17 protein-coding genes and 1 tRNA gene are annotated in these 19,007 nt (G+C 70.3%); 5 read left to right on the forward strand and 13 right to left on the reverse strand.

Annotated elements, in window-relative coordinates:
- Positions 1-36: 36 nt before the first annotated feature.
- The 3 genes from ACFW9O_RS14440 to ACFW9O_RS14450 all read right to left on the reverse strand — a co-directional run bounded on the left by ACFW9O_RS14440 (position 37) and on the right by ACFW9O_RS14450 (position 2,589).
- Positions 37-618 carry a hypothetical protein gene (locus tag ACFW9O_RS14440; RefSeq protein ID WP_384609622.1) on the reverse strand — a complete coding sequence of 194 codons (582 nt, stop codon included), beginning with the start codon at positions 616-618 and terminating at the stop codon, positions 37-39.
- Positions 619-761: 143 nt separating this feature from the next.
- On the reverse strand, positions 762-1,610 hold the full coding sequence (locus ACFW9O_RS14445; RefSeq protein WP_351171902.1) for a MurR/RpiR family transcriptional regulator: 849 nt from the start codon (positions 1,608-1,610) through the stop codon (positions 762-764).
- A 172-nt stretch (positions 1,611-1,782) separates the two neighbouring features.
- A complete protein-coding gene (locus ACFW9O_RS14450; RefSeq protein WP_384609058.1) occupies positions 1,783-2,589 on the reverse strand; it encodes a maleylpyruvate isomerase family mycothiol-dependent enzyme in 807 nt (268 codons plus the stop codon).
- Between the two features lie 152 nt (positions 2,590-2,741).
- On the opposite strand from ACFW9O_RS14450, the gene ACFW9O_RS14455 reads away from it, so the two are divergent.
- Positions 2,742-3,167 (forward strand): hypothetical protein, encoded by a 426-nt coding sequence (locus tag ACFW9O_RS14455; RefSeq protein ID WP_384609060.1) that lies wholly within the window; start codon positions 2,742-2,744, stop codon positions 3,165-3,167.
- A 351-nt stretch (positions 3,168-3,518) separates the two neighbouring features.
- On the opposite strand, the gene ACFW9O_RS14460 is transcribed toward ACFW9O_RS14455, so the two are convergent.
- Positions 3,519-4,922 (reverse strand): cystathionine beta-synthase, encoded by a 1,404-nt coding sequence (locus ACFW9O_RS14460; RefSeq protein ID WP_351171893.1) that lies wholly within the window; start codon positions 4,920-4,922, stop codon positions 3,519-3,521.
- 155 nt (positions 4,923-5,077) lie between these two features.
- Between ACFW9O_RS14460 and ACFW9O_RS14465 the strand changes: the two genes are divergently transcribed.
- The 3 genes from ACFW9O_RS14465 (at position 5,078) to ACFW9O_RS14475 (ending at position 8,672) form a co-directional block, all read left to right on the forward strand.
- A complete protein-coding gene (locus tag ACFW9O_RS14465; RefSeq protein WP_384609625.1) occupies positions 5,078-6,136 on the forward strand; it encodes an SGNH/GDSL hydrolase family protein in 1,059 nt (352 codons plus the stop codon).
- A gap of 184 nt (positions 6,137-6,320) precedes the next feature.
- On the forward strand, positions 6,321-7,541 hold the full coding sequence (locus ACFW9O_RS14470; protein ID WP_351171890.1) for an acetyl-CoA C-acetyltransferase: 1,221 nt from the start codon (positions 6,321-6,323) through the stop codon (positions 7,539-7,541).
- 276 nt (positions 7,542-7,817) lie between these two features.
- On the forward strand, positions 7,818-8,672 hold the full coding sequence (locus ACFW9O_RS14475) for a hypothetical protein (protein ID WP_351171887.1): 855 nt from the start codon (positions 7,818-7,820) through the stop codon (positions 8,670-8,672).
- A 29-nt stretch (positions 8,673-8,701) separates the two neighbouring features.
- Here ACFW9O_RS14475 and ACFW9O_RS14480 read toward each other — a convergent pair whose 3' ends face one another.
- Positions 8,702-9,019 (reverse strand): hypothetical protein, encoded by a 318-nt coding sequence (locus ACFW9O_RS14480; RefSeq protein WP_384609064.1) that lies wholly within the window; start codon positions 9,017-9,019, stop codon positions 8,702-8,704.
- A 100-nt stretch (positions 9,020-9,119) separates the two neighbouring features.
- Here ACFW9O_RS14480 and ACFW9O_RS14485 point away from each other — a divergent pair, with 100 nt between their 5' ends.
- A complete protein-coding gene (locus ACFW9O_RS14485) occupies positions 9,120-9,350 on the forward strand; it encodes a DUF4287 domain-containing protein (RefSeq protein WP_329210289.1) in 231 nt (76 codons plus the stop codon).
- A 99-nt stretch (positions 9,351-9,449) separates the two neighbouring features.
- Here ACFW9O_RS14485 and ACFW9O_RS14490 read toward each other — a convergent pair whose 3' ends face one another.
- From ACFW9O_RS14490 to ACFW9O_RS14525, 8 genes are all read right to left on the reverse strand, one after another.
- Positions 9,450-10,337 (reverse strand): Bax inhibitor-1/YccA family protein, encoded by an 888-nt coding sequence (locus tag ACFW9O_RS14490; protein ID WP_351177877.1) that lies wholly within the window; start codon positions 10,335-10,337, stop codon positions 9,450-9,452.
- Positions 10,338-10,482: 145 nt separating this feature from the next.
- A tRNA-Leu gene (locus ACFW9O_RS14495) sits at positions 10,483-10,569 on the reverse strand.
- A gap of 248 nt (positions 10,570-10,817) precedes the next feature.
- Positions 10,818-13,223 carry a glycoside hydrolase family 2 protein gene (locus ACFW9O_RS14500; protein ID WP_384609068.1) on the reverse strand — a complete coding sequence of 802 codons (2,406 nt, stop codon included), beginning with the start codon at positions 13,221-13,223 and terminating at the stop codon, positions 10,818-10,820.
- Complete coding sequence (locus ACFW9O_RS14505; RefSeq protein WP_351177871.1) at positions 13,220-14,113, reverse strand: ATP-binding cassette domain-containing protein; 894 nt, start codon at positions 14,111-14,113, stop codon at positions 13,220-13,222. Before ACFW9O_RS14505 ends, ACFW9O_RS14500 begins: the two co-directional genes overlap by 4 nt.
- On the reverse strand, positions 14,113-15,057 hold the full coding sequence (locus tag ACFW9O_RS14510) for an ABC transporter ATP-binding protein (protein ID WP_351177868.1): 945 nt from the start codon (positions 15,055-15,057) through the stop codon (positions 14,113-14,115). The genes ACFW9O_RS14505 and ACFW9O_RS14510 overlap by 1 nt, the downstream gene beginning before the upstream one ends.
- A 4-nt stretch (positions 15,058-15,061) precedes the next feature.
- Positions 15,062-15,970, reverse strand: a complete 909-nt coding sequence (locus ACFW9O_RS14515; protein ID WP_384609071.1) for an ABC transporter permease — start codon at positions 15,968-15,970, stop codon at positions 15,062-15,064.
- Positions 15,967-16,962 carry an ABC transporter permease gene (locus ACFW9O_RS14520; RefSeq protein WP_351177862.1) on the reverse strand — a complete coding sequence of 332 codons (996 nt, stop codon included), beginning with the start codon at positions 16,960-16,962 and terminating at the stop codon, positions 15,967-15,969. The genes ACFW9O_RS14515 and ACFW9O_RS14520 overlap by 4 nt, the downstream gene beginning before the upstream one ends.
- 91 nt (positions 16,963-17,053) lie before the next feature.
- On the reverse strand, positions 17,054-18,787 hold the full coding sequence (locus ACFW9O_RS14525) for an ABC transporter substrate-binding protein (RefSeq protein WP_384609073.1): 1,734 nt from the start codon (positions 18,785-18,787) through the stop codon (positions 17,054-17,056).
- Positions 18,788-19,007: the final 220 nt, after the last annotated feature.

Here is a 19,007-nt window from a genome sequence, read left to right on the forward strand (position 1 = left end):
CGCGCGTGTTGTTTTTTTTTTTTAAGCTCCCGGGGTCTATCTCCTCCCCCCCCTCCTGGGGGTCCGCCCCGCGCGCCGAGGGGGGCGCCCCCCCCCCCCCCCCCCCGGCCGGCCCCCCCCCGCCACGGGCCCGGTCGTCCGGTACGCCTTCACCTGCTTACCCGCGGGCCCGCCGCGCACCGCCCAGTCGGTGCGCACCCAGTACAGGACGTCGTCCCGCTGCTCCCGCCGCCCGATCCGCACGGCCTTGGCCCAGAGCCCGGCCCCGGCCCCGGCGAGCAGGAGCCCGCCGGCCCCCGGCACGAGGAAGCCACTGGCCACGGCAGCGACGAACGCGCCCAGCAGCCACCACCGGTGCGCCCGCCGCCAGTTCCGCACGGTCACGGCCCGGTCCTGCAGAAAGTCGCTCCGCCCGGCCCGTGCGGCCCCTTCGGCGAGCTGCGCGTACCGCCCCGTACGCAGCAGAGCCACCACCACGGCGGCCACGAGGAAGAGCACCGCCCCGGCCGGGAGCCCGACCCGCCGCCCGGTGAGCCCCGGTACGAATACCCCGACTGCCGCCGCCAGCAGGCCCGGCCACCACAGAGGTGCCGCCCCGGCCCGCACGATCACGGCCACCCTCGCCAACGACTGCGCTCCGCGCCCCACGTCCGTACCCCTCTCCACGACTCCCTGAGGACCTTCCTGGGCGCGGAGATTAATAGGCACAGATGAGCGACACCTGAGAATCGTCAAAAAATGAGGGCGCCGTCCGAAGACCCCTACTCGACGAACAGCCCCCGCGCCGCCGCCCGCGCGTCGAACTCCTCCAGCCGGGCCTGCGCCTCCGGCAGCCCGTCGCACATCGCCTCCAGCAGCACCCGCCCCAGCAGCATCGGGGCGCAGGCGGTGTCGAAGGCGAGCCCCGTCCCGACGGCGGCCGGAATCAGCACATCGCTGTGCTTGGCCACCGGGGCGAAGGCCGAATCGGCCACGGTCACGACGGTCAGTCCCTGCGCCTGCGCATACGCGAGCGCGTCCACGACCTCTCTCGGATGCCGGGGCAGCGCGAAACACATCAGCGTGGTGGCCCCCGCCCGCCGGGCGGCGTCGATCCGGTCGTGCAGCATGGTGCCGCCCTCGTCGAGCACGCGGACGTCCGGGTGCACCTTGGCGGCGAAGTACCCGAACCCCCGAGCCTGCGACGAGGCCGCCCTCAGCCCCAGCACGGGCAGCGGCCGCGATGCGGCGAGCAGCCGGCCCGCCCGCTCCACCGGGCCCTGATCGGCGAGGAGTCCGGCCAGGTGCTGCAGGTTCTCGATCTCCGCCCGGACGGCCTGCTGGTACTCGTTGAGGGTCTCCTCCACCGCGCCCCCGGCCACCGCTCCGTCCGGTGCGACCTCTCTCAAGTGCTTGCGGAGAGCCGGGTACCCGTCGAAGCCGAGCGCCACCGCGAACCGGGTGACCGACGGCTGGCTGACCCCGGCCAGCTCGGCCAGCTCCACACTGGACAGGAAGGGAGCATCGGCGGCCCGCCGGACCATGGAGTGGGCGATGCGCCGCTGGGTGGGCGTGAGCCGCTGCCCCTCGAAGAGCCGCTGCAACCGCGCAGCCGGGCTGCTCCCGCTCATGCTGGTCCCTCCAGGATCCGTCGCACCGCACGGCGCCGACGGATCCATTCAGCCAGCATGCGGACTGTATGTCCATATACAGTCCCGCCATCCGGGACGGCCACCGCACGAGGGCCATGGCTCCTTGAAGTCCTGCGCGCAGCCTGCGCAGCCGCGTTGTCACGCACGGGGGTCAGAACACGACACGTGCCGCCATGAGCGCCGCCTGCGCGTCGTCGTCGCCGTCCAGCTCCAGCGGCCCGCGCGGAGGGCGGCCCGCCACATGGCGGGCGAAGACGATCGCGTCCGCGCGGAGCCTCGCCGCGGGGTTGCCGATGCCCAGGAGAAGGCAGTTGCCGCCTGCGGGGCCGTGGAGGTCGATCTCCACCGCGGGGCCGGTCCACGCGAGCGCGAGGTCGAGCACCACCTGGTCCACGATCTCGCGGTCGTGCCCGTCCAGGAGCAGCTCGGCTCCCGTCGCGTCGCTGAGGTCCACCCGGTGCATCCAGGTGTCCCTGGCGATGAGGACGCGGTTCAGATAGTCCATCGAGTCGTCGGGAAGGGCCTTGGCCTCCGGGTAGAGCAGGCTGAGCCGCGTCTTCCTGCGGACGGGCACGGGCACGCGGCGCAGGGCGCGCAGGGCCTGGGGGGCGTAGTGGGCGAGAGCGCCGATGAGTTCCCTGCCCGGCACGGCCCGCCTGTCCTCGATCTGACTCTCGTTGTGACCGTCGAGCCGGCCCAGGTGCGGATGCGTCCGCCCCGCCTGCCGGATCCGCCGTACGGAGACCCAGGGCCGGGGCACCTCCTCGTACTGGCCGACGATGTGGGCGAGCATGTCGCGGACCGTCCAGCCCGTGCAGGTCGTCGGACGCTCCCAGTCCTCGTCGGACAGCTCCCGGAAGGTGGACAGGGTGGCGCGGAGCTCTGCCTCGTTGACCTCCCGGGCCCGCTCCTCGGAGGTGCGGGGGATGGTGCGGGCGGAAGGCGTCGCGGTGGTCATGAACCGGCTCCCCTCTTCGCCCGGTCCACGCTACGCCGGTGCGCCCTGCCCCGCCCGGCATGCGACGGGCCGTCCCGCCCGGCACGGAAACGGGCGGAAACTGGGGGGCTAACCCCCCTGACCCGGGCGCCCGCGATTCGTACCGTAGGGGCATGGAAGCCCGTGACTCCGAGCTCAAGCAAGAGCTCGACGCGACCCTGCAGGCCCGCAGCGAGCTGGGACCCGAATACGAGTCCGCACTCATCGACTCGTTCCTGGAGAAGGTCGAGCAACGGCTCGACGGCACCTTGGACCGGCGGGTGCGGCGGCATTTCGCCGAGCAGCAGATGGTGGTCGCCCGGGGCGGTACGCAGCCTGTCCGGACGGGCGGGACCTTCGGGGAGCGCTTCGGCTTCGGGGTCGTCTCGTTGGTTCTGGCCATCCCGCTGTCGGCGATCGGCGTCGCGAATGCCGGGATCGACGGGCTCGTCGTGGCCTGGCTCGGGATCGTCGGCGTGAACGCGGTGCACGCCGCCCGTGGGTTGCCGTGGTTCCGGGACAAACAGCGTGAGAGGACCTCGTCCGACTGGGAGGCCTGAGGCCCCGACGGGCGGGCCGCGGGGGCGGGTGCCGCCGCTCCGCGCGCATCCGCGTGCCACGGACCGCGGCGATCTCCGCGCATAGATATGTCGCGGGGACCGCCGCACCCCCGGTTTCCCGGAGGGCGGGACGACGGCGGTCCCCGCGAGGGACGCGCTCCCGGGTCAGGGCCGGGTATCGCGTCCTGGCGACGGTGGAGGTCCGGGAGCCGCTCCGTAGTCCGTGTCGCCGTATCTGGTGCCGGCGGGGTTTCCCCTGCCGACACCCACTACTGTGCCGGAGCCGTGTTAAGCCGGTGCTGCGCGCACGTGACGCGCTCGTACCGGTTTCGCGAAGCCCGGAAATCCGGCCTACGCCTTCGGGGTCGCGTCCTTCGCGAGGAAGGCCAGCAGGTCCTGCCTGCTCACCACGCCCTTCGGCTTGCCCTCGACCAGCACGATCGCCGCGTCGGAGCCGTCCGCACCGCTGAGCGCGGCCATCAGGTCCTCGACCGGTTCACCGGAGCCGACCTGCGGCAGCGGCGCCGACATGTGCTTGTCCAGCGGGTCGGAGAGCGAGGCGCGCTGCGTGAACAGGGCGTCCAGGAGCTGGCGCTCGACCACGGACCCGATGATCTCGGCGGCCATCACGTCCGGGTGGCCCGCGCCGGGCTTCACGATCGGCATCTGCGAGACGCCGTACTCGCGGAGTACGTCGATGGCCTCGCCGACCGTCTCGTCCGGGTGCATGTGGACGAGAGAGGGGAGCGGGCCCTCCTTGAAGTCGAGCACGGCACCGACCGGGGCGGAGGTGCCGGTGGCCTCCAGGAAGCCGTAGTCGGCCATCCACTCGTCGTTGAAGATCTTGCTCATGTAGCCGCGGCCGCTGTCCGGCAGCAGCACGACCACCACGTCGTCGGGGCCGAGCCGCGCGGCGACCTCCAGAGCCGCGACGACCGCCATGCCGCAGGAGCCGCCGACCAGCAGGCCCTCCTCCTTGGCGAGGCGCCGGGTCATCTGGAAGGAGTCCTTGTCGGAGACCGCGACGATCTCGTCCGTGACCGTACGGTCGTAGGCGCTCGGCCAGAAGTCCTCGCCGACACCCTCGACCAGGTACGGGCGTCCCGATCCGCCGGAGTACACGGAGCCCTCCGGGTCCGCGCCGATGACCTGCACGCGGTTCTCGCTGATCTCCTTGAGATAGCGGCCGGTGCCGGAGATCGTGCCCCCGGTGCCGACGCCCGCGACGAAGTGGGTGATCCTCCCGTCGGTCTGCTCCCAGAGCTCCGGACCCGTGGTCTCGTAGTGCGAGCGCGGGTTGTTCGGGTTGGAGTACTGGTCGGGCTTCCAGGCACCGGGCGTCTCACGGACCAGGCGGTCGGAGACGTTGTAGTACGAGTCCGGGTGCTCCGGGTCGACGGCAGTGGGGCAGACGACGACCTCCGCGCCGTACGCCCGCATGACGTTGATCTTGTCCGTGGACACCTTGTCCGGGCACACGAAGACGCACTTGTAGCCCTTCTGCTGGGCGACGATGGCCAGGCCGACGCCCGTGTTGCCACTGGTCGGCTCGACGATGGTGCCGCCGGGCTTGAGTTCACCGCTCTGTTCGGCAGCCTCGATCATGCGCAGCGCGATGCGGTCCTTCACCGACCCGCCGGGGTTGAAGTACTCGACTTTGGCCAGGACCGTCGCCTGAATGCCTGCCGACACATTGCGCAGCCTCACCAGCGGGGTGTTGCCGACAAGACTGATCATCGAATCGTGGAATTGCACCGTGTACTCCGGGGTCTCCGAGATGGTCAAGCAAGACTATGCGTACGGGGAGGACATTGGACGAAGCGATTGGGCTACGCCCCGTACGGGGCAGGTAGTGCTGTGTACAGCTGCACAGCAAGGAGGAGGTGGACCGGACTGTGTCGAGGGCGAGGGTGGCACGGCGGATCGCAGCGGGCGCGGCCTACGGCGGCGGCAGCGTCGGGCTGATCGGTGCGGCGACGGTGGGCCTGGTGCTGGCGGAGGTACAGCTGGCGAAAAGGCAGGTGGGCGGCGGTACGGCGCCGGTCCCGCCGAGTGCGAACGGACGGTACGGGGTGGCCTTCGCGGGCCCCACCGATCCGTTGCGGTTCGTGATGCTGGGTGACTCCACGGCGGCCGGGCAGGGGGTGCGCAGGGCGGGTCAGACACCGGGGGCGCTGCTCGCGTCCGGGCTGGCGGCGGTGGCCGAGCGGCCGGTGGATCTGCGGAACGTGGCGTTGCCCGGGGCCCGGTCGGACGATCTGGACCGGCAGGTGTCGCTGGTCCTGGCCGATCCGTCGGGGGTGCCGGACGTCTGCGTGATCATGATCGGCGCCAACGACGTGACCCATCGGATGCCGGCGACGCAGTCGGTGCGCTGCCTGAGTACGGCCGTACGGCGGCTGCGCACGGCCGGCGCCGAGGTGGTCGTGGGCACCTGCCCGGACCTGGGCACGATCGAGCCGGTCTACCAGCCGCTGCGGTGGCTGGCGCGGCGGGTGAGCCGCCAGTTGGCGGCGGCCCAGACGATCGGTGCGGTGGAGCAGGGCGGGCGGACGGTGTCGCTGGGCGACCTGCTGGGGCCCGAGTTCGAGGCGAATCCGCGGGAGCTGTTCGGCCCCGACAACTACCACCCTTCGGCGGAGGGGTACGCGACGGCGGCGATGGCGATGCTGCCGACGCTCTGCGCGGTGCTGGGGCTGTGGCCGGAGTCCGACCACCTGGACGGGTCGCGGCGCGAGGACATGCTGCCGGTGGCCAAGGCGGCCTCCCAGGCGGCACGGGAGGCCGGTACGGAGGTCACGGGGGCCCGGGCGCCGTGGGCCCTGCTCAAGCACCGCCGGCGGCGGCGGCTGCCCGCGCACACGGAGCCGGCGAGGCGGCACGGCGTGGACGCCGCGGACGGCGCGGACGGCGGGCCGCCGCCGTCCGGGTCGGGGGCCACGTGGCGGCCGGCGCGGGAGCGGCCCTGACGGACCGGGCGTGAGGGTGGCCCGGCGGTGGCGCGGACCGGCGGTCCCGCACGGGAACAACCCGGGCGACTGAGCGGTTGCTTAGAAAAGAGGTCCGCATCACACAGCCTGTTGGGTGACCTCAGCTATACGTCCGGGTAACTTCCAAGTCAGCCCAGTCTTCCAGCCCTCATGGAGCCGCGTGATGCCCGAAGCCGTGATCGTTTCCGCCGCCCGCTCGCCGATCGGCCGGGCCTTCAAGGGGTCCCTCAAGGACCTGCGCGCGGACGACCTGACCGCCACCATCATCCAGACCGCGCTGGCCAAGGTCCCCGAGCTGGACCCCAGGGACATCGACGACCTGATGCTCGGCTGCGGCCTCCCCGGCGGCGAGCAGGGCAACAACCTGGGCCGCATCATCGCCGTGCAGATGGGGATGGACCACCTCCCCGGCTGTACGGTCACCCGCTACTGCTCGTCCTCGCTGCAGACCAGCCGCATGGCGCTGCACGCCATCAAGGCCGGTGAGGGCGACGTCTTCATCTCCGCCGGTGTCGAGATGGTGTCCCGCTTCGTCAAGGGCAACTCCGACAGCATCCCGGACACGCACAACCCCTTCTTCGCCGAGGCCGAGGCCCGTACCGCCGCCCGCGCCGAGGAGACCGGTGCGAGCTGGACCGACCCGCGCGAGGACGGCATCGTCCCGGACGCGTACATCTCCATGGGGCAGACCGCGGAGAACCTGGCCCGCACCAAGGGCGTCACCCGCCAGGACATGGACGAGTTCGGCGTCCGGTCGCAGAACCTCGCCGAGGCGGCCATCAAGAACGGCTTCTGGGAGCGCGAGATCACCCCGGTGACGACGCCGGACGGCACGGTCGTCTCGCAGGACGACGGCCCGCGCGCGGGCGTCTCCCTGGAGGGCGTGCAGGGCCTGAAGCCGGTGTTCCGCCCCGACGGACTCGTCACCGCGGCCAACTGCTGCCCGCTCAACGACGGCGCCGCCGCACTCGTGATCATGTCCGACACCAAGGCGCGCGAACTGGGCCTGACCCCGCTGGCCCGGATCGTCTCGACGGGCGTCTCCGGCCTGTCCCCCGAGATCATGGGCTACGGACCGGTCGAGGCCAGCAAGCAGGCGCTGAAGCGCGCCGGCCTGACCATCGACGACATCGACCTGGCCGAGATCAACGAGGCGTTCGCCGCCCAGGTCATCCCGTCCTACCGGGACCTCGGCCTGCCGCTGGACAAGGTCAACGTCAACGGTGGCGCGATCGCCGTCGGCCACCCCTTCGGCATGACCGGCGCCCGGATCACCGGCACGCTGATCAACAGCCTGCAGTTCCACGACAAGCAGTTCGGCCTGGAGACCATGTGCGTGGGCGGCGGCCAGGGCATGGCCATGGTCATCGAGCGCCTCAGCTAGGACGGACCCAGGGCCCGGAGAGCGCCTCGCCCTCCCTCGGAGGGGCCGTTTCGAACCCGGCCGAGCCCCGAACGTGACCGAATCTCCCCCAGGATGTGATCTGCGTCCCGGGGGAGAGTCGTTTTCGCAGGTCACACCAGCCACAGGGCTAAACACCAGGCACAAAGACCTGTCCAATTCGTGACGTAATGCACTGACAGCAGGCACGAGTACAGGACAAGCTGATGTAGGAAGTCGGGGGTGTCGATTGAAACCGGGAGTATGTCAGTGAGCGCCATGTCATTTGCCCTGTTGCTGACCACCGCCGCTGCCACGGCTGTCGGCGCCGCTGCTCTGCACGCCGCTCACGGGCTGCGCAAGCAGGTCGCGGCCCTGCGGACGGAGCTGGCGGAGGGACGGAGCCTCAGCGCGTCCGTGCCCGAACAGCAGAACCGGAGTGCCGCCGTCTCCGCCTCCGCCGAGGAGATACGCGCCGCGGTCGCCGACGCACTCGCCGAGGAGCGGGAGCGGGAACTGGCCGAAGCCCGTGCCTTCTGGGCCGCCCAGGAGGCGCGCGACGCCGCCGACGCGCCGTCCCTGCTGGGCGGGCTCGCCGGTCTGGGCGAGGACGCCCCGTTCTTCATGCCCCGCCAGGCCGATTTCGCCGGCCTCGAGGCGATGGACCTCGAAGCCACCGAGGCCATGGAGGAGCTGATCGAGCTGACCGATCTGCCCGAGGTCGCCGAGGTCTCCGAATTCGTGGAGTTCGCCGAGGACTCTCCCGAGCTGGCGGCGGCACGTCGCCGCCACCCCTCACACCCGGACTTCGTCCCGGTGCAGACACCGGTTGTCACTGACCATGAGCGTACCGTGAACCGCCTGGAGCGGCTCGCCGACACCGGTACCGAGCTCACGGACGTCCGCCCCGGCCCGCTCGGCACGCTCGACGTCTACGTCTTCGCCGACGGCACCACGCTCTGTATGACCCCCGGGCACCGCGAGACCGCCGAGCGGCTCTCCGATTCGCTGCGCGCCGGCGAGCAGCCGGTGCTGCTGGGTGGTTCCGGTGTCTCCGGCGCCTACGCGCTGACGTTCTCGTGCGGCAAGGAGAACGTCTACATCCTCGCCGACCGCGTCATCGCGTCGTTCTAGTACGCACACCCGCTCCGGCCCGCGCGGGCTCAGGAAAACGCCCGCGCCGCCGCTGCGTCGACGAATCGCACGGCCTCGTCCAGCTCCGCGGACGAGGCCGTTTCCAGTGCCACGGCCAGATCGCGGCCCGCGACGGCCAGCTGGTCACCGACCGCGAATATCCCGGCGTCCGGCATGATGCGCGGCTCCCGGTCCGGCGCCTCGGCACGCTGGGCCCGTGCGGTCAGCTCCCTGGCCGTGGCCAGGGCCCCGGCCGCGGCACCGCGCTGCAGCCGGCTCTGCGGGGCGCTGCGCAGACGGTCGGCGAATCGGTCCACGGCGGTGATCAGAGGCGTCGTATCGAGCACGCCGTGACCCTACGCGCCCCCGCAGGATGGTTGCCAACGGGCCGACGGTCGGGCACGGTGTCGGGAAGGACCAGCAACGCGCACTGCGTCGGAGGCGCCGATGTCTCAAGTCTTCTCCGAAGAAACCCATCGCAACCTGCTCTCACGGATCCCTCAATGCACCGGTCGTGACATCGCCGACTGGCTTCGCACCGTCGACGACGGCCCCTCTCTCTTCCGTTTCGAGGAGAAGGTCAGCTGGCTGCGGAGCGAACACGACCTCACCTACGGCCACGCCAAAGCGATCATCCACGAGTACGACCTGAGGCGGGCAGCCAGACGGCTCCTGTGACCCCGCAGCACCCCGACAACAGACGGAACGGCCCGCAGGCAGTGCCTGCGGGCCGTTCCGTCTGTTCGATCCCGGAGGGATCCCCGGGGATCCTGCGGGTCAGTCGTCCCCGTTGAGGATGGAGAGCAGACGCAGCATCTCCAGGTAGATCCACACCAGGGTCAGGGTGAGGCCGAAGGCCGCCAGCCAGGACTCCTCGCGCGGCGCTCCGAAGTTGACGCCGTCCTCGACCTGCTTGAAGTCCAGCGCCAGGAAGCACGCGCCGAGGATGATGCCGATGACTCCGAAGAGGATGCCGAGGCCGCCGCTGCGGAAGCCCAGGCCGTCACCGCCGCCGAACACGGAGAACAGCAGGTTGACCATCATCAGGAGCACGAAGCCCACGGCTGCGGCCATCACGAAGCCGTAGAAGCGGCGGGTGACGCGGATCCAGCGCATCTTGTACGCGATGAGCACACCGGCGAAGACACACATGGTGCCCATCACCGCCTGCATCACCGTGCCGGGGCTGATGTAGGTGCTGACCGCGCTGGAGATCACTCCGAGGAAGACACCCTCGAAGGCCGCGTACGCGAGGATCACCGCGGGGGACGGCTTGCGCTTGAAGGACTGGACCATCGCCAGGACGAACGCCACCAGGGCGGCGCCGATGGCGATGCCGTAGGACTTGCCCAGGTTGGCCTCGTCGACCGGCAGAAGGGCCCAGGAGAGCGCGGCGGTGAGCACCACGGTGCCGAGCGTCATCGCCGTGCGCGTGACGACGTCGTCGATCGTCATGGCGCCGGAGCGCGCGGGCGCCTGCGGGGCGCCGTACTGGGTGTCCGGCTGGGCGTAGGGGTTCGTGGCGTACGGGTTGGCGGCGGCGCCCTGCGCGTACGGGTTGGCACCCGCTGCGGGGGCCCCGGCCTGCGGTGCCGCGTTGAAGCCCGCGGAGCCGTTGTCGCGGCTGAAGCCCCGTCGCGAGAAGACCGGGTTGCTGCTCCTCATTTCACTCCTCCATGGCCACCCTGCGTGGCCTTGCCACAAGAGTAATGGGTAGGCAAAACAATGACCCTAGTGCCAGAGGAGGATCTTTGAGAGAAGTTGACCACTGAAGTACTGTGCGCCCGATCGGGCCCCACCCGCTATGCGGTGGTGCCCGGAGCCGGACTCGAACCGGCACGCCCCCGAGGAGGCAGCGAGGTTTAAGCTCGCCGTGTCTGCATTCCACCACCCGGGCGTGGGCGCGCGGCTCCGCGTTGGCACAAGACCCTATCCGGGGGCATCCCTCGAACAGCGGAACACCGGCTCGATGTTGTCTTATTTTATTGACCGTTTGAGGGTCCGTCAGACGGTGCGTACTGCATCAGCACATGCCCGGACGGGGTAACGGGAGCGAAGCCCCGCAAACCGGAATGACGGAAACTCGCCGCACCCCAACGGCCGATCAGCCACGGCCGCGCCACCGATCGCCAGGGCATCGCCACCTCAGGGCGTGACGGTGTCGTTGACGCACCTCAGAACCGGCCCGTGTCCCAGTGCCTCCGGGTCCTTCAGGACCGCCCCCGTGACATGGAACACCGCGCTTTCGCCGGGCAGCAGGGTGACGAGCATGTCGTCCACCTCGGCCGCCGGATCCAGCCGGTCGGGGAAGAGGGCGAGGTCGCGCAGGAGTGTCCGCGCCGTCACCGTGACCCTGTATCCGATGCCCGACTCGTCACCCTGTGTGACCGACACGTCGTACCGCGCCGGCGCAAGCTCGAGCCGGGTGTCCTCCTCGTAGAACTCGACCGCCCTCACCTCGCCCAGCCGCGCCACCAGCACCTCGCGGGTGCTGTCCCCCGGAAGGGCGACGGACGGCGGGAGGGGTACACGGGTGACGCCGCGCGCGGCCGTGCTCACCGCGATCTCCTCCTCGGCCAGGACCGCCCCGTCCAGCCCGTGCCGGGTCAGCCGCAGGTCTCCCTCCCAGACGCGGGCCGAGTCGTTGACCAGGTGCAGGGCGCCGTCCCGTACGGCCAGCAGACGGTCCGCGTACACCTTGCGCAGCGCGTACCAGAGCGGCTTGCGGCGGCCGTCGCCGTCCACGGCGGCCCAGGACACGACCGGCCAGCAGTCGTTGAGCTGCCACACGATCGAGCCCGCGCAGTACGGGGTGTGCGAGCGGAAGTGCGTGATGCCGAAGGCGACGGCACGGGCCTGGTTCAGCTGCGTGAGCCAGTGCCAGTCGTCGAAGCCGGACGGCTGCGGGAGGTGGTCGCCCAGGCCGCGCAGCAGCTTCGCGTCGCCGTCCTGCGCCTTCTGGTGGTGGGCGACCAGCGGGGCGTCCGCGGCGAGGGGGCCGCTGACGGCCCGGCGCAGGGTGGCGTACGCGGGCGGGCCCTGGAAGCCGAACTCGGCGACGAAGCGGTGGGCCGTGTCGGCGTAGTGGCGGTAGTCGACGCGGTTCCAGACCTCCCAGAGGTGGACCGTGCCCAGGGCGGGGTCGTTCGGGGGGAGCTCCGGAGAGCCCGAGTAGGGCGACCCCGGCCAGTACGGGCGGGTGGGGTCGGTCTCGGCGCACAGGGCGGGCAGCAGCTCGTGGTAGTAGCCGTGACCCCAGGTCCGGCCCTGGAGCTCGTCCTGCCAGCCCCAGTCGGCGTGGCCCTCCAGGTTCTCGTTGTTGCCGCACCACAGGACCAGGGAGGGGTGCGGAGCGAGCCGTACGAGGTTCTCGCGGACCTCGGCGGCCACCTCGTCGTACAGCGGCTGCTCCTCGGGGTAGGCGGCGCACGCGAACGGGAAGTCCTGCCAGACCAGCAGCCCCTTCTCGTCGGCCAGCTCGTAGAAGTCGTCGCTCTCGTAGAGTCCGCCGCCCCAGACCCGGACGAGGTTGACGCCCGCCGCGATCGCCTGGTCGAAGCGGTCGGAGATCCGCTGCCGGGTGACGCGGGCCGGGAAGCAGTCGTCGGGGATCCAGTTCACCCCGCGTACGAAGACGGGCTCCTCGTTGACGGAGAGGCGGAACGCCTCGCGTTCCAGGGTCACGCCCCGGAAGCCGGTCCTGCCGGTCCAGGCGTGGCCGCCGAGGCGGACGGTGACGTCGTACAGCGGCTGCTCGCCGTGGCTGTGCGGCCACCATCGCCCCGCCCCGGGGACGGGCAGGGTGACGGCCGCGCGGTCCTCTCCCGCCGCGACGGTGAGCACGGCCCGTTCGCCGGCCACCTCGACCGACGCGTCCAGCGGCCCGTCCCCGGCCCGGTCGACGTCGAGGGTGAGCGCGAGGCGCGGCACCCCGTCGCCGTCCAGGTCGGCGAGCACCTTCACGCCGGCGATGCGCGGGCCCGTCCAGGACTCCAGCGCCACCGGGCGCCAAATGCCGGAGGTGACCAGGGTCGGCCCCCAGTCCCAGCCGAAGTTGCAGGCCATCTTGCGGATGAAGGCGTACGGCTCCGTGTACGCGCCCGGCCGGTCGCCCAGCTTGTCGCGCAGGGCCTCGGCGTACGTGTACGGGGCGGTGAAGCGTACGTCGACGGTGTTGGCGCCCTCGCGCAGCAGCGGCCGGACGGGGAAGCGGTAGCTGCGGTGCTGGTTCGCGGTGCTGCCGGCCTCGGTGCCGTTGACGAGGACGGTGGCGACGGTGTCGAGACCGTCGAAGCACAGGTCGGTGAACGTGTGCTCGTCGGCGGACCAGTCGAAGGTGGTGCGGTACGTCCAGTCGGTGCGGCCGATCCAGCCCAGCCGGGTCTCGTTGTCGTCCAGATAGGGGTCGTCGATCAGTCCGGCGGCCAGCAGGTCGGTGTGGACGCAGCCGGGGACGGCCGCCGGAACGCCTCCTGTGGGGAGCCCCACGGGCACGGGGCCGTCGGCGTGAAGCGTCCAGCCTTCGTGCAGGGGCAGATGGCGCAGGGTCACGTGAGGGTCCTTCCGCAGTCGGGGAGCCCGGCGCAGGCGACGAAGTGGCCCGGTTCGGTCTCGTACAGGTCGTCACCGGACGCCGGGCCCTCGTGGTAGGCGCAGGTCTCCACGGGGACGGCGGCCGTCCAGGGCCGGTCGAGGCGGGGCACGGCGGCCAGGAGGGTGCGGGTGTAGGGGTGCAGCGGGTTGCCGAAGACCTTCTGCGTGTCGCCGCGTTCGACGACACGGCCGTTGCGGAGCACCACGGTCTTCTCCGCGAGGTAGGTGCCGAGCGAGAGGTCGTGGGTGATGTAGAGGACGCCGAGGCCGCGTTCCTTGAGGCCGGCCAAGAGATTGAGCACGTCGATGCGGGTGGAGGCGTCGAGCATGCTGGTGATCTCGTCGGCGACCAGGAAGCGCAGGTCCAGCAGGAGGGCGCGCGCGATGAGCAGGCGCTGCAGCTGGCCGCCGCTGAGCTGGTGCGGGTAGCGGCCGAGGACCTGTCCCGGGTCCAGGCGTACGTCGCGTACCGCGCTCTCGACGCGGTCGGCCCACTCCTTGTCCGAGAGGCCGGGGTGGTAGGAGCGGCGCACGAGCGCGAAGACGCGGTCGGCCTTGAAGACCGGGTTGTAGCAGCTGAAGGGGTCCTGGAACACGCCCTGGACGCGGCGGTAGAAGTCCTTGCCGGGCTTGACCTGTTCGCCGTCGAGGGTGAGGCTGCCGCCGCTGACCCCGGTGAGGCCGAGGACCATCCGGCCGATGGTGGACTTGCCGCTGCCGCTCTCGCCGATGAGGGAGACGAGCTCACCGGGTGCCGCTTCGAAGGACACCCGGTCGACGGCGGTGACGGAACCACCGCCGAAGGCACCGGCCCGGAAGGTCTTGGTGACACGGTCGAGGGTCAGCATCAGGCCGCCTTCCAGCATGCGACGGTGTGGCGGGGGGCTATCTCGACGACGGGCGGCTCCTGCTCGCACCGGCTGTCGGCGAGGGGGCATCGGTCGCGGAAGCGGCAGCCGGCAGGCGGGTTCAGCAGGGAGGGCGGCGATCCCTCGATGCCGCTGAGCGGCTTGTCCTTGTACCGGGCGCCCACCTGGGGCAGCGAGCCGATCAGCATCTTGGTGTACGGGTGGCGGGGCTCGGCCGTGAGGGACTTCGTGGGCGCCTTCTCGGCGAGTTTGCCCGCGTACATCACCATGATCGAGTCGGCGATGTGCGAGGTCAGTCCGAGGTCGTGGGTCACGAAGATCATGCTGGTGACCAGCCCCTTGTCGCGGAGCCCGGTGAGGGCGCCGACGACGGCCTGCTGGTTGGAGACGTCCAGCGCCGAGGTGACCTCGTCGGCTATCAGGACCGAGGGGTCCAGGAGCGTGGAGATCACCATGACGGCGCGCTGCTTCATACCGCCGGAGAGCTCGATCGGGTAGCGGTCCAGGACATCGGGCTCCAGGCCCACGAGGGCCAGCCGGCGGTGCAGTTCGCCGGTGTCCACGCCGACGCCCCGCGAGGCGAGGAGCTCGCGGATCATGCGGCCGATGCGACGGGTCGGGTTCAGCGCGCTCATCGAGTACTGCGGGACGAGCGAGATCTTGTGGAAGCGGTAGGCGTTCATCGCGCGGTCGTCGGACAGCGGCAGTTCGTCGCCGTCCAGGGTGACGGTGCCGCCCGCGTGCCGCATCCGGCCGTCGAGCCGGATCAGGGACTTGCCGAGGGTGGTCTTGCCGCAACCGGACTCGCCGGCCAGGCCCAGGATCTCGCCGTCCGCCAGGTCGAAGCTGACACCGTCCAGGGCCCGGACCTCGCCACGCAGCGTGCGGTAGTGGACCCGCAGGTCGTTGACGGTCAGGGTCATGCGTTCACGACTCCCTCAGCTTCGGGTTGAAGACCTCGTCGAGGCCGACGTTGGCGACGTAGAGCGCGCCGACGATCGCGGTGATCCCGGCGCCCGGCGGAATGAACCACCACCACATGCCGAGTTGGAGCGCGCTCCACTGCTGGGCGCTCTGCAGCATCAGGCCGAGGGAGACGCCCTCGGTCGGACCGAGCCCGATGAAGTCCAGCGAGGAGGCGATGAGGATGGACCCGCCGAAGAGCAGGATGAACATCATGAAGAGGTACGAGCTCATGTTGGGCGCGATCTCGCGGAAGACGATCCGCCAGGTGCCGCTCCCGCTGAGCCGGGCGAGGTCCACGAACTCCCGGGTGCGCAGCGAGAACGTCTGCGCCCGGATCGCCCGGGCCGCCCAGGGCCACGAGGTGAGGCCGATGAACAGGCCCTGCACGGCGACGCTGCGCACCCCCATGTAGGCGTTGATGATCAGCAGGACCGCGAGGGCCGGTATCACCAGGACGACGTTGGTGAGCATGTTCAGGACCTCGTCGACGAGGCCGCCCCGGTAGCCGGCGAGGAAGCCGACGAGCATGGCGATGACGGCGGCTATGGCGCCACCGACGACACCGACCAGGAAGGTGGCGCGGAGCCCGTGCACGAACTGCGCGTACACGTCCTGGCCGAAGGTGGTGGTGCCCATCCAGTACGTGCCGTCGGGTGCGGAGGCCTGGGGGCCGACGTACTCGTTGGGGTTGCCGTTGTCGAGCAGCATCGGGCCGATGACGCCGACGGCGAGCAGGACCGCCACGATGACGGCGCCGATGATCAGCTTCGGGTTGCGCACCGCGTAGTGCAGCCACTCGCTGCCGGGCTCGGCAGCGGGCGGCTGCGCGGTCACGGCGGCCTCGGGTACCGGCTCGGGCAGTGTGCTCATGAGGTGCCTCCTGCCATGCCCGTACGGGTGCGGGGATCGACGACGACGTACACGATGTCGATGAGGAAGTTGGCGACGAGTACGCCGATGACGATGAACAGGAACGCCCCCTGGAGCAGGAAGAAGTCCTGGTTCTGGATGGAGGCGAGGATCAGTGAGCCGAGCCCCGGGTAGGCGAAGACGATCTCGGTGACGAGTGCTCCGGCGACCAGGACCCCCAGTTGGAGTGCGAGACCGGTGACCTGGGGCAGGACCGCGTTGCGGAAGGCGTAGCGGCGGATGAGGCGCTGCGGTGCGCCGAGGGCCGCCAGGTAGGAGGAGTAGTCGGACTCCAGCTCGTAGATGATCATGTTGCGCATGCCGATGGCCCAGCCGCCGAGCGCGACGAGGAAGAGCGAGAGGAACGGCAGCACCCAGTGGTGCAGCGCGTCGAGCACGAAGTCGGCGTTCCAGCCGGGCTGGATGTCGAGGCTGTAGCCGCCCGACAGGGGGAACCAGCCGGCCTTCGCGCCGAGCGCCCAGGCGAGGATGACGGCGATCCACATGTACGGCATCGCGGTCAGCAGATAGCCGGCCGGCAGCACGGTGTTGTCGAGGACCTTGCGGCGGGCGGAGAGCGCGCCGATCCAGTTGCCGACGAACCAGCTGAGCAGCACCGACGGGATCATCAGCGCGAGGGTGTACGGAAGCGCGTCGAGCAGGACGTCGCCGACCGGCGTGGGGAAGACCCAGATGGAGATGCCGAAGTCGCCCTGGAGCAGGGCCCCCCAGAAGTGCAGGTACTGCTGCCACAGCGGCTCGTCGAAGCCGAACAGGTTGTTGTAGTACGTGCGCATCGCCTCCGCGGCCTCGGGCTGCGAGACGCGGGCGCGGGCCACCATGGCCGCCACCGGGTCACCGGGCATGAAGCGCGGGATCATCCAGTTGACGGTGACGGCGACGACGAAGGTCAGTGCGTAGACAAGAAGTTTGCGTGCGAAGTAGCGGCGCAAGGGTGCTCCCCTGGTGGAGAGCCCCGCCGTGCGCTCACCGGTCAGGTGGGCGTGCGCACGGCGGGGCGGTCGTCGAGTCAGAACTGCCGTGTCACTTGGCGGGCTTCAGCTGGGTGAGCGTCTCGAAGCCGCCCAGCTCCAGCCAGTTGCGCCAGAGGGCCGGTGCGGTCTTGGGGGCTCCGGCGGCGTCCGACGGCCAGTTCTTCCAGGTTCCGCTGGTGGACTGCGACCAGAGGCCGTTGTACCAGAGCGGGATGATGGGCATCTCGGTGAGCTGGATGTCCTGGATCCCGGAGATGGCGGTCTTCATGCCCGCGACGTCATCGGTCTTGACCCCGCCCAGCTCCTGCACCAGCTTCCAGGCCTCCGGGTTCTCGTACCGCCCGAAGTTCACCGTGTTCTGCTGCTTCTGGATGGGCATCTGGAAGATGTAGTCGTAGTACGTCCACGGGGTGCTGGACAGCTGACGCTCGTTGTTGATGACGAGGTCGAAGTCGCCCTTGCCGCGCTGCTCGTTGAGCGCGTTCTGGTCGGGGAACTCCGTGCTGACCTTGATGCCCGCCTCCTTGGCGCCGGCAGCGATGACCTTGGCCGCCTCCATCCAGTCGGTCCAGCCGGAGGGCACGGCCAGCTTCAGGCTGAGGGCGGAGCCGTCCTTGTTCTCGACGAGGCCGTCACCGTTCTTGTCCTTGTAGCCGGCGTCGGCGAGTTCCTTCTTCGCCGCGGCGACGTCGTGCGAGAAACCCTTCTCGGCGATGAGGGCCTTGTCCTCGAACTGCTCCCACTGCGGCAGGAGACCGGTCGGGCTGGCGGGCTTGACCAGGTCTCCGTACACCCCCTTGACGATCTTCCCGGTGTCGACGGACGCGGCGAGTGCCCTGCGGAAGGCGGCGTCGTCCATCGGCTTCTTGGTGGTGTTGGGGACCAGCCACGCGGTGTTGGCCGAGAGCATGTACGGCGCCTTGTCGTAGTACGACACGACCTTCTTGCTCTTGATCAGCGAGGACGCTCCGGGCAGGAAGTTGTTGCTGAGGTCCAGCTGGCCCTGGCCCAGCTGGCCGATGACCACTTCGTTGCTCGGGTTGGAGACGTCGACGATGTAGCGGGGCGCGGGCGTCATGCTCAGCGCCTTGGTGCCCCACCAGTCCTCGCGCCGCTCCCACACGACCCGGTCCTGGGACTTGCTCTTGAGCTTGTACGCGCCCGTGCCGACCGGTTTGTCGTTGACGCCGTTGAGGATGTCCTCGTCGGTGCGCGAGCTCCAGACGTGCTCGGGGACGATCGGCTGGCCGTAGAGGGTGAAGTCCCACTCCTGGTAGCGGGCCTCCTTGAAGGTGAAGCGGACGGTCGTCGCGTCCACGGCCTTCGCGTCGGAGAGCCAGCTCCACAGCGAGTGGAAGGAGGAGGCCTCGATCTTGCCGAGGCCGTAGGAGTACGCCACGTCCTCGGCGGTGAGCGGCTTGCCGTCGGCCCAGGTGATGCCCTGGCGCAGCTTCAGGTCGTACGTCTTGTCACCGGTCCAGCTGCCCGACTCCGCGAGCCACGGCGTCAGCTTGCCCTCGTTGGGGTCGAAGTGGAACAGCGTCTCGTAGACCAGGCCCTTGGTGCCGGTCGCGTGGTCCCAGTTGCGCAGCGGGTTGTAGTTGGCCGGCGGCCCCCACTGGGTGCCGGTCGTGTACAGCGTCTCGTTGCGCGGCAGTGCGCCGCCCTTGCCGGTGGGCCCGGTGGAGCCGCCCGACGACGAACCGCCCCCCGTGCACGCGGTCGCAGCGAGTCCGAACACGGCGAGTGCGACGGTGATCCGCACCCGGGTACGCGTACCCATAGCCCCTCCTTTTCCCCGCCGTCCCTGCCGAGCGGAGTTACTGAACCGGGTAAGTGCCGTGAAGGTATGGGGGCCCCAGGGCCGTGTCAAGGGTGCGGGAGCGCTCCCATTCCCCAGTTTTTCCGGGGTACGGGAAGGGGTCTAGACCGGGAAGGGGAAGACACAGGTCAGGGAGCCGTAGCTAAGATGACCACCGAACACGAACCGGTTAAGCGAGGTC

Origin of the sequence: Streptomyces sp. NPDC059499 (assembly GCF_042749285.1) — a bacterium.
Lineage (GTDB): Bacteria > Actinomycetota > Actinomycetes > Streptomycetales > Streptomycetaceae > Streptomyces.